We start from the raw sequence: 11,954 nt of genomic DNA on the forward strand, positions 1-11,954 counted from the left end.
GCAGTCGCATCCACTCATGGCAGGCTGAGCTTGAAGTAGGTCTCGCGCTGCATGTCGACCACATCCACCGTTACCTGTACCTGGGTATCCTGGGGCCAGCGCTGTTCCTTCTGCACGGCTGCGCCGAGGATGTCGGCGACCTGCTTCTTTTCTTCCAGGGTACGGCCGGTCAGGATGGCCAGGCGCAGGTGCAGGAAGGCACGACGTGCCTGCGGCTGGGTACCGACCAGGTAGTCTTCCCGGCGCACTGCGCGCGACTTGATGGCGTTCTCCTCGAAGTGGCCGCTGGCCACCAGGGCCTGGTTCAGCCTGAGCAGGGTGGGCTGCACTTCCAGGGCGAGATTGCTGCTGTATTCCAGAACAAGATGAGGCATGGCGGTTCCAGTCCTTGTTGTTGAGTGAAAAAGGGCAATGTAAGCCAAAACGCCCGAGGGCGTAATCGGTAGAAACAATTAGTCGGCGAGGAATCCCGCCAGCTTGCCCAGGTCGACGTTGCCACCGCTGATGATGACACCCACGCGCTGGCCTTGCAGCTGGTCCTTGAGCTTGCGTGCCGCTGCCAGGCCCAGGCAGCCGGTCGGCTCGACCACCATCTTCATGCGCTCGGCGAAGAAGCGCATGCAGGAGATCAGTTCGGCGTCGCTGACGGTGTGGATGTCGTCCACGTTGCGGCGGATGACATCGAAGGTGTAGTGGCCCAGGTGTTGCGTCTGCGCGCCGTCGGCGATGGTCTTGGGGGTGGCGATGCTGACGATCTCGCCGCTGCGCAGCGATTGCTGGCCGTCATTGCCGGCTTCCGGTTCCACCCCATAGACCTTGCAGGCGGGCGACAGGGCGCGTGCGGCCAGCGCCGCACCCGAGAGCAGGCCGCCGCCGCCCACGCAGACGAAGAGGGCATCCAGCGGGCCGGTTTCCTGCAGCAGTTCCAGCGTGGCCGTGCCCTGGCCGGCCATCACGTGCGGGTGATCGTAGGGCGGGATCAGGGTCATCTGGCGTTCGGCGGCCAGGCGCGCACCGATTTCCTCGCGGTCTTCGGTGTAGCGATCATAGGTCACCACCTCGGCGCCATAGCCGCGCGTGGCCGCCACCTTGGCAGCAGGGGCGTCCAGCGGCATGACGATCACTGCCGGGATGCCCAGCAGCTGCGCCGCCAGCGCCGTCCCCTGGGCGTGGTTGCCGGAGGAGAAGGTGATCACGCCATGCTTGCGCTGGGTCTCGTTGAACTGCGAGAGCGCATTCATGGCGCCACGGAACTTGAAGGCACCCATGCGCTGGAAGTTCTCGCACTTGAAGAACAGTTGCGCGCCGACCTCGGCATCGGCCGTGCGCGAGCGCAGCACCGGGGTGCGGTGCGCCCAGGGCTTGATGCGTTCGGCGGCCAGCAGGACGTCGGCGAAGGTGGGGGATTCGGTGGCGGAGGAGAGAGGTATCATGGGGCTTCCTTGGGGATGGGCAAAGAGGAGGGCAATGGAAAATCGGGAACCGGGTGACGAGCCGGCTCAGGGCTTCTCGTCGTTGTAGACAGTGGCGCGCGAGACGCCCAGATGCGCCGCCACGATCTCGGCGGCGCGTCGTACATCCATGCAGCCGGCCTGGCGCAGTTCGCGCATCAGGCTACGGCGGTCATCGGCCTTCAGGCTGCGCGGGGTGGTCGACAGGCGCGCGGCAAAGGCATCGATGCGGCTGCGCAGGGCGTCGGCCCCGGCCGGCTCCAGCGTCTCGGCCACGCGCACCGCGCCGTCGATGCCGCCGAACTGGCGCAGCATGCCTTGCAGCGCGCCGAACAGGGTCAGGTCGATGTTCATGCACAGCGCCGCCACGTATTTGCCATCGGCATCCTTGATGCCGATCGAGGTGCTCTTGGCCTGGCGACCGTCGGCCAGGGTGTTGGCGTAGTTGGACAGCACTTGCGGATAGCTGTGGTCGGCGATGCGTGCTAGTCCCAGTTCGGTGGTGGCGTCGCCCACCGCGCGGCCGGACAGGTTGTTGTGCAGGGCGACGATGGAATGGTCGGCGTCGCGCAGGTCGTGCAGGACCACCTCGCAGAAGGGCGCGAAGGTATCGCCCAGCCCCTGGGCCACCTGTTGCAGCTGGGACAGCAGCAGTTCATGGTCGGGACGGGTGACTTTTTTCTGGCGGGGGCGGGATTTCATGAAATACATATTATCTAAATTTAGACTTTATGTATAGAAAATCCCGCCCCTCACTGCCTGGCAAGTGCTGATTTATCCACAGGCCACCTGCTCACCTGGCGGCCCGGGCCGGATCAGGCATATACCTGGCCGAAGCGGTTGGCCAGGAAATCCGGCAAGGCGATCTGTTCCTGGCGGATGAAGCCGTGGCGGGGCAGCTTGCCGCTGCGAAACAGATCGACCGCTGCGCACACGCCGGCGGCCGTGGTGCGCTGGATGGCGCTCTGCTCGTGCCCGCCCTCGTGGTTGGCGAAGATCTTGCGGGTAAATACTTCCTGCATCAGCTTGCCTTCACGCAAGCCGCTGACGGTGACGAAGACCAGCACCACATCCTGCATCGTCGAGGGCACGCTCCGGCGCAGGATGGTCTTGAGCAACTCCTGGTCGTGGCGCAGGTCGAGGTCGGCCAGCAGGAACTTCATCCGCTCCTGGTGGCCCGGATAGCGCACCGACTTGTAGTCCAGGTTGCGGACCCGTCCGGCCAGCGTCTCGCACAGGCTGCCCAGGCCGCCGGAGGTATTGAAGGCCTCGTACTCCACGCCATCCAGGGAGAAGTGCTCCAGGTCGGCCAGCGCATCGACCTTGACCCGTTCGCCATCGCGCAGCGCTTCGCAGGGATGGCAATACTCGTTGATGAGGCCATCCACGCTCCAGGTCAGGTTGTACTTCAATTCATTGGTGGGAAATTGCGGCAGCGCGCCCACCCGCATCTTGATGTCGTGTACCTCGTCGAAGCCGGCCGCCAGGTGATGCGCGGCGATGCCGATGAAGCCCGGCGCCAGGCCGCATTGCGGCATGAAGGCAACGCGCGCATCGGCCGCCAGGGCCGCGATGGCCTGGGTGGCGTGCACGTCTTCGGTCAGATCGAAGTAGTGGGTTCCGGTCAGGTAGGCGGCCGTGGCTGCTGTCACCGCCATGTGATAGGGCAGGGCATTGATGACGATGTCGGCGCGCTCCAGCAGCGCAGCCAGCGAGGCCGGGTCGGTGGAGTCCAGCAGTGTCTTTTCCACATGCAGCGATGCGGCAGCCTGGAGCGCCCGGGCGTCGCGATCGGCGATGGTGACGTTGTAGTCGCCGCTCTCGGAGAGCAGGCGGGCGATGGTCTGGCCGATGTGGCCGGCGCCGAGCAGGACGGTGCGCATGATGATTCTCCCGAAGTCGTGGTCGCGTGGCGGACCATGGCTTCATTCTAGGGAGCAGGCACGACAGAATAAATTGGCAAATCGTCAGAAAGTAGGGGATTTTTCGACGATCTGCAGTGCTTCACTGACGCTATGTAGCGTCGGCAGGTTCAGCCGGTTCGTGCCACATCGCCCCGGTCGATCTTGCGGGCCAGGACCACGGAGGTGGTGGTCTTGATGACGCCCTCCATCTCGCCGATCTGGTCGAGGATCTTGTCCAGCTGTTCCGGCGTCCCCACGCGCAGCCAGGCCACGTAGTCGAACTCGCCGCTGACGGCGCACAGCTGCTGCACTTCGGGAATACGGCTGAAGCGGCGGATGACGTCGCGCCCGGCCTTGGGCTGCACGGTGATGCCGACATAGGCCTGCAGGCTGGGATCGACCAGGTCGCGTCCCAGCTTGAGGGTATAGCCGCCGATGACGCCGGCCTGTTCCAGGCGGGCGATGCGGGCGATTACCGTGGTACGCGCCACGCCCAGGCGGCGGGCGATCTCGGCCACCGGCTCGCGGGCGTTCAGCTGCAGGATGGAGAGGAGCTGGCGGTCGATGTCGTCCAGTTGGTCCAGCCTGATCATGTCCGTTCTCCCCAGTAGATGCTACACAATGACGAAATGTCGCTACATTGCGTCAGTGTAGTCCAGGAAGCGGAAAACATCAGCGGCGCCCGCAGGAGACGCCGCTTTTCGGGCCGGGTCTCGTCTTATTCCGAGGCCGGCTTGCCCTTGGCCGGGCGTGGATAGACCCGCAGCACATCGATGGGCTGCGCGTAGGAAGAGCTCCAGGTCTGCTCATGCAACTCGGCCACGCGCCGTGCCATCTTCGCGTCGTGCAGGACCACTTCGAGATTGCGCGAGTTGTCCAGGTAGCCGCCGGCCCAGTTGCTGGTGCCGATCCAGGCCACTTCGCCGTCGATGCTCATGGCCTTGGTATGGATCACCCGGGCAAAGGGGATGAAGCCACTGGAAGCCTGCGGCAGCGTGACGATGCGGATCTCCACGTTGGGCAGCAGGGCCAGGCTCTGCAGGTAGCGGATGGCCGGTTGCTCGGTGTTCCAGTTCGATACCATCAGCTTGATCTTCACGCCACGCGTGGCCGCCGCCCGCAGGGCGTCGTCGATCACCGCGTAGTACGGGCGGGTATGGCTGGGCCCGTAGGACAGCGGCGCGTAGTCCAGCAACTGCACCCGTACTTCCTGCCGGGCCTGGCCGATCAGGCGCACCAGCTCGCTCTGCGAATCACCCACCCCGGGCGGATTGAAGGCGTTCGGACTGGCCACCAGGTAGTTGCCCGCCTTGGGATCGGCCGGCACGATGCTCCGGTTGGTCAGGGTCGGCGGCTGGCCAGCGGCGATGGCGGCCTGTGCCGCCCAGTCGATCTCGAAGATCGCCTGCACCTGCGCGGCGATGGCGGCATCGCTGATCTTCAGTCCGGTCTCGTGGATGTGCGAGAAGGAGCGCCAGTCGAAGTTCTGGCTGCCCACAAAGGCGCTCTGCCCATCGACCACGAAGTACTTGGCATGGATGATGCCGTTGCCGGTCATCCTGGCGTAGTCGATCTGGCGGAATTCCAGGTTGGGAATGCGTTTGAGCTTGTCTATCGTGGCTGGCACCGAGGCGAACTCGCCCTTCTTTTCCATCAGGAAGCGGATCTTCACGCCGCGCCGTCCGGCGGCGTCCAGGTGGGCCATGATGTCGTCGAGCGCCTCGCCATCCTGGCCGGCCACATAGAACTGGCCAAAGACGATCTCGCGCCGGGCGCTGTCGAACATTTCCTTCCAGACCAGGGCGGCATCGCGCAGGTCGGGGGTGGCCAGCGTGGTCTCACGCGGGACGGTGTGCACCAGCTCGAAGCCGGGGATGGCGAATTCGGCATGGGCCGTGCCATGCAGGGAGAGCGTCAGGCCGACGGCAGCGGCCAGGCGCAGGGTCATGCGACGGGGAGCGGTCATGATGGGTATGGAAATGAGTCAGGCGACGTGCAGCTTGCTGTGGGGTTGCGGACTGGATTGCGGCTGGCCGCCACGACCCACGCAGGCGCGCAGCATCAACACTTTCAGATGATCGTTGATGCGTTCGATGCGTTCCTGGAACAGGTTGAAGAAGAACATGCCGATCACGGCGATACCGATGCCCAGCGCCGTGGCATACAGGGCCGTACCGATGCCTTGCGACACCTGGCCGGGATCGGACACACCCGAGACGGCCAGTGCCTTGAAGGTGTCGATGATGCCCAGGATGGTGCCCAGCAGACCCAGCAGGGGCGCTGCCGTGACGATGGTGTCCAGGATCCACAGGCGTTGCTGGACTTCGCCGCGCTTGGCGATGTAGACCGATTCGCTGAAGTCTTCCAGGTCCTTCTCCGAATGCAGGTGGTGCTTCTCGGAGAGGATGTCGGTCACCAGCGCCAGCGGCAGGCTGGGACGCGCGGTCAGCTCGGCCGGCAGTTCCTGCACGTGCTGCACGGCGTGGGTCATGGCCTTTTCCAGACCGGTGGCCTGGCGCATCGTGTAGCCGAAGAACAGACCGCGTTCGGCGATGACGAAGATGGCCAGCGCGGCGCAGGCGTACATCAGGTAGAAAGCCAGTTCGTGGAGTAGTTGCATGTTCATGCTTGCCTCTCTTGCAGTAACGGGGCGGCACCGCTTGCCTTTGGCGCCGCCCCCGGGGTTTGCCGCGATCAGAAGTCCGCGGTCAGGGTGACGGTGAAGGTGCGCGGGGCACCCACATAGAACGACGGTGCGCTGCCACTGATGCCATTGACGGTGTTGGCATTGGTGGTGAACTGGCTGCCGCTACCGCTGCTCAGGTTCAGGTATTGCTTGTCGAACAGGTTGTAGGCATTGAGGCGGATGGTCGGTTTCTTCATCCACGAGGTCGACGGCAGGGTGATGCCGGCACCGGCGTTGAACACGGTGTAGCCGCCAATGCTGTCGTCGTTGACCAGCGTGGTGTAGCGGTTGCCGGTGTACTTGGCCTGGCCGAACACATACCAGCCATCCCGCTGGTATTGCAGCGACAGGGCCGACAGCCAGTTCGGGGTATCCGGGAATTCCTTGCCCGAGGTCGGCAGCACCTGGGTGGCGCTGTTGCGCATGTCATCCTTCATCTTGCTCTTGATGTAGGACAGCGAACCGTACATCGACAGGTTGCGGGTCAGCGCATAGCCAGACTCCAGCTCGAAGCCCTTGGAGGTCGAGTCGCCGACGTTGTAGTCGGTCTTGCTGTTGGTGTCGGCGTTGAAGGCGCTGGCGATGCGGTTGTGATAGTCGATGTAGAACACCGAGCTGGAGAACATCCACTTGTCGGTGTTGTAGCGATAGCCCAGGTCGTAGTTCCAGGAGGTTTCCTTGTCCACCGGTACGGCGCGCTGGGTGGCGCCGACCAGCTGGCCGTTGACCATGGTGCCGCCCGAGAGCAGGCCGAAGTAGGAGAAGTTGCCCGGCGCCTTGAAGTTCTTGGCGGCGTTGAAGAACACCGACTGCTTCTCGTCGAGCTGGAAGCGCAGGCCCAGGCTGGGCAGGAAGTCGGCATAGGACTTCTTGACCTTGTAGTAGCCGGCGCTGGCGTTGCTGGCCGTGCCGCTGGTGGAGCCGGTGCTCGGATAGTTGGTGAAGTCGCGGTCGATGGAGGAGTAGCGTCCGCCCACCTGCACGTTGAGCTTGTCGTTCATCAGGTTGATGCTGTCCTGCAGGAAGATCGACTGGGCCGTGCTGATGGTCATGGTGTCGCGGTATTGCAGCACCGAGCCATCGGCGTTGCGCAGCCAGACGTCGGAGTTTTCCTGCCACAGGTCGGCGATGTTGCCGTTGCTGTCGATCGGGCTGAACTGGCCGGTCTGCTGGTGGCGCGCGCGCTCGTACCAGTAACCGGCCATGAGCTTGTGGTTCTCCAGCTGCTGGTTGAACTTGAAGGTCACGCCCGGGCGGAAGGTCTTGGTGCGGCTGCCTTCGTAGGCGTAGACGGTGTCGAGACGGTCGCCATCGCCATTGATGTCACGTACGCCGCCACCGACCTGGCTGGCGCCGGCGACGCCACCTTCCTTGACGGTCTGCAGCTGGTTGCCGCCGGTGCCGAAGCCATACCAGAAGTAGGGATCGACATCGATGCTGGAGGTCGGGCTCAGCTGGAAGTGGCCATTGACCGTGGCCAGCCAGTTCTTGAACGGGTTCAGGCTGTAGGCGTAGTAGTTGTCGTTGGCGATGCTGGCGTTGGGGCCATAGGTGGTGTCGTTCTGCGCCGTGCCGGCGACTGCCGGCTGGTGCACCGGCGCCTTGGTGCCGAAGTCATAGCCGGTGCCGTACTGGGCGATCTGCGCCTTGGTCAGCGAGCGGTAGTTGTTGTTGATGGCCTTGTTGTACAGCAGGCTGCCGTTGATGAAGCTGCCCTGGCCGAGATCGAGGTTGGCGCCGACGTCGACGTGGTCCTTGATGGCACCGCCCGCACCCTTGAACTTGTCGGCGGTGGTCTTGGAATACGAGATGAAGAACTTGAGACGGCCGTCCAGGAGCTTGCCGGAGTCGAAGCGCACGAAGCGCTTCCACAGGCTGTTGGAGCCGAAGGCGTTGGTGACGCGGATGCGCTGCTCGTCTTCCGGTGCACAGGTGGTCATGCCGATGTTGCCGCCGGTGGCGCCCACGTGCGGGGCTTCGGTATCGGTCGAGCCTTGCGTGACGAAGATGTTGCACAGGTTCTCGGCGTCGGTGTATTCCTGCGGATAGACCGCGTAGCTACCCGAGTCGTTGACCGGTGCACCGTTGATGGTGAAGCCGAGCTGGTCGCTGTTGAAGCCGCGCACGCGGATGTTGCCGCCAAAGAGGCCGCTGCCGTCGTTGTCGTAGGTATTGACGCCCGGCAGCAGGTTGATCATCTGGTACGGATTGCCGGTGGGCGACTGCTTGTCCATGTAGTCGCGATTGACCGAGCTGCGTGCCTTGGGCGATTCCTCGGCCTGGATCAGGCCGGTGGCGGCAGCGGTGCCGCTGCTGCCCTGTACGGTCACGGTGCCGACGTCGGTGGTCTGTGCGAAGGCCGGTGCACCGGCCACGAATAGCCCGGATATCAGCAAGGATAACCGGGTGAGTTTGCATTGCATGTGAATTCCCCTGAGTTTATTGGACTGCGTGATGGAACGTAGTGATGCCTGGTATGGGCGGCGCGGTCGGCCCGGCATCAGCCCGGAACGAATTCCAGGTCCGCGGTGAAGCGGTGCGTGGCGGCACCGCCGAATGCGCCGTCCGGGAAGCCGGTGAAGCTGGCGCGGTTGATGGTCTTGCGGGCGGCGTCATCGAGCAGCATGGAGTTCGACGAACTGTCGATGCCCTGCTCGACCACACTGCCGTCACGACGCAGCACGAACCACACACGCACCCGGCCTTGCGGGCGCAACTGGCTGGCTTCGCGACCGGTGGGATAGCGCTTGATGCTGTTGAGATGGGCGCGCAACTGGGCCACGTACTGCGATTCGATATTGGCGGTGCTGGGCGGCGGCGCCGGTGGTGTCAGTGGTGCCGGTGCTGCCGGCATCGCGGGTGTTGCCACCGGTGCGGCCGATGGCGTGGCCGGTGCACTGGGCTGCGGCTTGGCTGCAGACAGCATCGGGGCCTCGGTGGATGGCGTGGCTGGCTCGACGGGCGCACTCACCGGTTTGGCCGGGGTGGGTCTGCTGACCGGTTTGGGTGTTTCCTGCTGCCTGGGCAGTGGTACCGGCTTGGGCGGCGGTGGGGTCTCCACTTTGGGCTGGGGCACCGGCGGTGGTGGCAACTCCATGAGGGCGATCTGTACCGGCTGCGGCTCCTGGCGGCGCTGCAGCTCGGTGGCCTTTTGCACCCCGGCGATGACCAGGGTCAGCAGCACCAGCAGCGAGGGCAGGGTCGCCAGCGGCTCACGGAAGCGGAAAAGGAAAGGTGTTCCCATGATCACGGCTTACGGGTGGCGATCGAGATGGAATCGAAGCCGCCCTTCTTGAGCGTGTCCATCACGTCGACCAGGCGTTGCACTTCCACGCCGCGGTCGCTGTTGATGATGAGGTTGAGTTTTTCGCCCTCCTTGCGCAGCTTGTCCAGGTGCGTGGTGAGCGCGTCCAGGGGCGTGTTCTCGCCATCGACCTGGATCACGTCATCCTTGGCAATGGTGATGACGGCCTTGCTCTGCGGCTTGAGATCCTGGGCAGTGGACGAGCTGGGCAGCTGGGTCTTCAGGCCCAATGCCGGAATCACGTTCAGGCTGATCAGTACGAAAAAGACCAGCAGGAACATCATCACGTCGATCATGGGAATGATCTCGACGCGGGCCTTACGTTTCTTGGGTTCATCCCAGCTGCGCATGCTGCAACTCCTCTAAGCTTCGTTATACGATTCATAGCGCTATAGTTTTTATAGCGATGCGCAGCGTAACGAGGAATTGTGTCGTGCGTATTACACCTTGCGGGATTTTGTTAAGAAGTTCGGATTGCGAGGGGAGGCACCTGTCCTTGCGACAGGCGTGCTTGTCACGCTGTTAACGACGTGGCAGGGGCAGCAGCGACAGCAGCATCTTGCAGAGGTAGACCACCAGCAGCGAGCCGCACAGGTCGCCGATGGACATGACGATGAGGCCGCTCCAGAAGTGGGGGTAGACACCGCGCATGACGAACCAGGTCAGCTGGAGCAGCGGATTGGAGAGCGCGTAGAGGAGGATGCAGGCCATCAGGCGGGTGGCGGTGAGCTTGCCCAGGTTGCGTCCCAGTTCCATGCCCGAGAGGGTGAGGCGATAGGCCAGGTAGGGGGCGATGGCCGAGATGATGCAATAGCCGGCCGCCGTGACCATATCATGCGGGAACAGGCGATAGGTGGCGGCGGTGAGCAGCGAGCCCACCAGCAGACCGAGGCAACCGGCTTCGGCGAAGAGCAGCGTGCAGATCAGCCTGACCCCGGCCGGGAGGTAGACCCAGGCAATGCCCTCGGAGAATTCGGTCTGGCGGAACAACCACTCGTTGAGCGTGTAGAAAATGAAATAGCAAAGTGCCGTTCCGGCCGCGGCGGCAAGATGGGTGCGCAGAGTGGTGCGGGAGTCGGGCTGGGCTGGCATGACGGCGTTGGCGGCGTTGACGACGGTAGCTGCGATGGCGACGATGGCGGAGCATTCGGAACGGCGCGTATGTTACCCATTTCCTCCCGGCTGTGCAGCTTGCCATTTTGCAAGTGTGGTGCGCCGGCCTCGTCGCAGTGTGTCGCGCAGGCCTCCCGTGCGCCGGGATATTGCGCTTTCGGGCAGGCTGGGCGTATGATTCGCTATCAAATCTGGAACAGTGAATTTGACTCCAGGTTGTCCCATCGCTGAAGCGCTGATGCGCGGAGCGAAACGATAAAGATAACGACAACCAACGCCATCGCCATGGGTAAAAACAAGAGGCCGGCAGATATCTATCTGCGTTTTCTGCAACTCGCCGAAGCATTGCGGGGTTTGCCATCGCTGCCCAAGCTGGACCCGCTGGAAGACCGGATCCTGGCCTTCATCGCCCGCGCCGGCCAGGAGCAGCAGCGCCTGTCGGTGCGTGACCTGATGGCGCAAAGCGAGTTCGGTTCGCCGGCGATGCTGCATGCCCGCCTGAAATCCATGCGCGAGAAGGGCTGGATCGTGCTGGCCGATACCGAAGACCCGCGCCGCAAGCAGGTCGAGCTGAGCCAGGCCGCGTGGCTGCACTTCGACAAGCTCTCCAAGTGCCTGTTGCAGGCCACGCGCGACAAGTAATCCTGGTCCGTCACGACCGGGGCTGTCATCACCCGGACACACAAGGCCGCTAAGCTGCGGCCTGGCCTGCCGCACCGGCGGGCTGCCACCGGATTTTTCCATGCGCATCGTCCACCTGTTCCTGCTTGCCGGCCTGCTGGCCCTCTCCGCCCTGGTGCTGCCGGCGCGCGCCGCCGATCCGCACAAGCTGTGGGAAATCGTCAGCCAGCAATGCGTGCCTGGCATGCAGGCCCAGGGCCAGCCGAGGCCCTGCGCGCTGGTCGACCTGGAACATGGCTTCGTGATCCTCAAGGACATCATCGGCCCGGCGCAGTATCTGCTCATGCCCACCCGCCGCCTGAGCGGTATCGAGAGTCCCGAACTGCTGGCGCCGGATGCGCCCAACTACTGGGCCTATGCCTGGCAGCAGCGCACGCGCGTGGCGCAGACACTGGGGCGTGCGCGCAGCGATGAACAACTGGGCGTGGAGGTCAATTCCGCCGCCGGCCGCTCGCAATTGCACCTGCACCTGCACATCGACTGCATGCGCCGCGATGTGGCGGCCAGCCTGGGCGACCATCGCGATGATCCCTGGCGACAATGGCGTGCCTGGTATTTCGAAGGCCATCGCTACTGGGTCATGCGCCTGCCCGCCGATGCGCTGGCGCACGAGGATCCCTTCAAGCTGGCGGCCGGCCGCAGCGACTATGCGGCGGCCAACATGGCTTCGCAATCGCTGCTGCTGACCGGGGCGCGCTTCGCCGATGGCAGCGCCGGCTTCTTCCTCATCAACATGCCGGTGAACTTCGACCAGCAGGAGCAGGGCAGCGCCGAAGTGCTGATGGATCACGACTGCCGCTGGTAGGCGCACGCCC

The 11,954-nt window shown here is 64.0% G+C and carries 13 protein-coding genes; 2 read left to right on the forward strand and 11 right to left on the reverse strand.

The annotated features are described in order from the left end of the window. Nucleotides 1-14: 14 nt before the first annotated feature. From ACIPHN_RS18700 to ACIPHN_RS18750, 11 genes are all read right to left on the reverse strand, one after another. On the reverse strand, nt 15-374 hold the full coding sequence (locus ACIPHN_RS18700) for a 5-carboxymethyl-2-hydroxymuconate Delta-isomerase (RefSeq protein ID WP_400438462.1): 360 nt from the start codon (nt 372-374) through the stop codon (nt 15-17). A gap of 78 nt (nt 375-452) precedes the next feature. Continuing rightward, nucleotides 453-1,433 (reverse strand): threo-3-hydroxy-L-aspartate ammonia-lyase, encoded by a 981-nt coding sequence (locus ACIPHN_RS18705; protein WP_400438464.1) that lies wholly within the window; start codon nt 1,431-1,433, stop codon nt 453-455. Between the two features lie 66 nt (nt 1,434-1,499). Further along, nucleotides 1,500-2,162 carry a transcriptional regulator gene (locus ACIPHN_RS18710; protein WP_400438467.1) on the reverse strand — a complete coding sequence of 221 codons (663 nt, stop codon included), beginning with the start codon at nt 2,160-2,162 and terminating at the stop codon, nt 1,500-1,502. Nucleotides 2,163-2,266: 104 nt separating this feature from the next. Continuing rightward, the gene (locus ACIPHN_RS18715) at nt 2,267-3,334 is read right to left on the reverse strand and encodes a saccharopine dehydrogenase family protein (RefSeq protein WP_400438470.1); all 1,068 of its coding nucleotides are present in this window, start codon (nt 3,332-3,334) and stop codon (nt 2,267-2,269) included. Nucleotides 3,335-3,483: 149 nt separating this feature from the next. Next, nucleotides 3,484-3,948 carry an Lrp/AsnC family transcriptional regulator gene (locus ACIPHN_RS18720; protein WP_400438473.1) on the reverse strand — a complete coding sequence of 155 codons (465 nt, stop codon included), beginning with the start codon at nt 3,946-3,948 and terminating at the stop codon, nt 3,484-3,486. Between the two features lie 125 nt (nt 3,949-4,073). Further along, nucleotides 4,074-5,324 (reverse strand): phospholipase D-like domain-containing protein, encoded by a 1,251-nt coding sequence (locus ACIPHN_RS18725; RefSeq protein WP_400438724.1) that lies wholly within the window; start codon nt 5,322-5,324, stop codon nt 4,074-4,076. 15 nt (nt 5,325-5,339) lie between these two features. Beyond that, nucleotides 5,340-5,981, reverse strand: a complete 642-nt coding sequence (locus ACIPHN_RS18730) for a MotA/TolQ/ExbB proton channel family protein (RefSeq protein WP_400438476.1) — start codon at nt 5,979-5,981, stop codon at nt 5,340-5,342. Nucleotides 5,982-6,049: 68 nt separating this feature from the next. Continuing rightward, nucleotides 6,050-8,464, reverse strand: coding sequence for a TonB-dependent receptor (locus tag ACIPHN_RS18735; RefSeq protein ID WP_400438478.1), 2,415 nt, complete (start codon nt 8,462-8,464; stop codon nt 6,050-6,052). A 77-nt stretch (nt 8,465-8,541) separates the two neighbouring features. Beyond that, nucleotides 8,542-9,285: a TonB family protein gene (locus tag ACIPHN_RS18740; protein ID WP_400438481.1), complete on the reverse strand. Its 744-nt coding sequence runs from the start codon at nt 9,283-9,285 to the stop codon at nt 8,542-8,544. A 2-nt stretch (nt 9,286-9,287) separates the two neighbouring features. Further along, on the reverse strand, nt 9,288-9,695 hold the full coding sequence (locus ACIPHN_RS18745) for an ExbD/TolR family protein (protein WP_400438483.1): 408 nt from the start codon (nt 9,693-9,695) through the stop codon (nt 9,288-9,290). Between the two features lie 172 nt (nt 9,696-9,867). After that, nucleotides 9,868-10,437 carry a hypothetical protein gene (locus ACIPHN_RS18750; RefSeq protein ID WP_400438486.1) on the reverse strand — a complete coding sequence of 190 codons (570 nt, stop codon included), beginning with the start codon at nt 10,435-10,437 and terminating at the stop codon, nt 9,868-9,870. Nucleotides 10,438-10,743: 306 nt separating this feature from the next. Here ACIPHN_RS18750 and ACIPHN_RS18755 point away from each other — a divergent pair, with 306 nt between their 5' ends. Next, the gene (locus ACIPHN_RS18755; RefSeq protein WP_198983685.1) at nt 10,744-11,100 is read left to right on the forward strand and encodes a helix-turn-helix domain-containing protein; all 357 of its coding nucleotides are present in this window, start codon (nt 10,744-10,746) and stop codon (nt 11,098-11,100) included. 100 nt (nt 11,101-11,200) lie between these two features. Then, nucleotides 11,201-11,944: a CDP-diacylglycerol diphosphatase gene (locus ACIPHN_RS18760; RefSeq protein WP_400438489.1), complete on the forward strand. Its 744-nt coding sequence runs from the start codon at nt 11,201-11,203 to the stop codon at nt 11,942-11,944. Nucleotides 11,945-11,954: the final 10 nt, after the last annotated feature.

Source organism: Herbaspirillum sp. NPDC087042 (assembly GCF_044745245.1).
Lineage (GTDB): Bacteria > Pseudomonadota > Gammaproteobacteria > Burkholderiales > Burkholderiaceae_D > Herbaspirillum.

Excerpts from the sequence above, each read along its gene's own strand:
- ACIPHN_RS18715 (WP_400438470.1), bottom strand. The coding sequence starts at position 3,334 with ATGCGCACCGTCCTGCTCGGCGCCGGCCACATCGGCCAGACCATCGCC.
- ACIPHN_RS18745 (WP_400438483.1), bottom strand. The coding sequence starts at position 9,695 with ATGCGCAGCTGGGATGAACCCAAGAAACGTAAGGCCCGCGTCGAGATC.
- ACIPHN_RS18755 (WP_198983685.1), top strand. The coding sequence starts at position 10,744 with ATGGGTAAAAACAAGAGGCCGGCAGATATCTATCTGCGTTTTCTGCAA.
- ACIPHN_RS18730 (WP_400438476.1), bottom strand. The coding sequence starts at position 5,981 with ATGAACATGCAACTACTCCACGAACTGGCTTTCTACCTGATGTACGCC.
- ACIPHN_RS18720 (WP_400438473.1), bottom strand. The coding sequence starts at position 3,948 with ATGATCAGGCTGGACCAACTGGACGACATCGACCGCCAGCTCCTCTCC.
- ACIPHN_RS18740 (WP_400438481.1), bottom strand. The coding sequence starts at position 9,285 with ATGGGAACACCTTTCCTTTTCCGCTTCCGTGAGCCGCTGGCGACCCTG.
- ACIPHN_RS18705 (WP_400438464.1), bottom strand. The coding sequence starts at position 1,433 with ATGATACCTCTCTCCTCCGCCACCGAATCCCCCACCTTCGCCGACGTC.
- ACIPHN_RS18700 (WP_400438462.1), bottom strand. The coding sequence starts at position 374 with ATGCCTCATCTTGTTCTGGAATACAGCAGCAATCTCGCCCTGGAAGTG.
- ACIPHN_RS18735 (WP_400438478.1), bottom strand. The coding sequence starts at position 8,464 with ATGCAATGCAAACTCACCCGGTTATCCTTGCTGATATCCGGGCTATTC.
- ACIPHN_RS18760 (WP_400438489.1), top strand. The coding sequence starts at position 11,201 with ATGCGCATCGTCCACCTGTTCCTGCTTGCCGGCCTGCTGGCCCTCTCC.
- ACIPHN_RS18710 (WP_400438467.1), bottom strand. The coding sequence starts at position 2,162 with ATGTATTTCATGAAATCCCGCCCCCGCCAGAAAAAAGTCACCCGTCCC.
- ACIPHN_RS18750 (WP_400438486.1), bottom strand. The coding sequence starts at position 10,437 with ATGCCAGCCCAGCCCGACTCCCGCACCACTCTGCGCACCCATCTTGCC.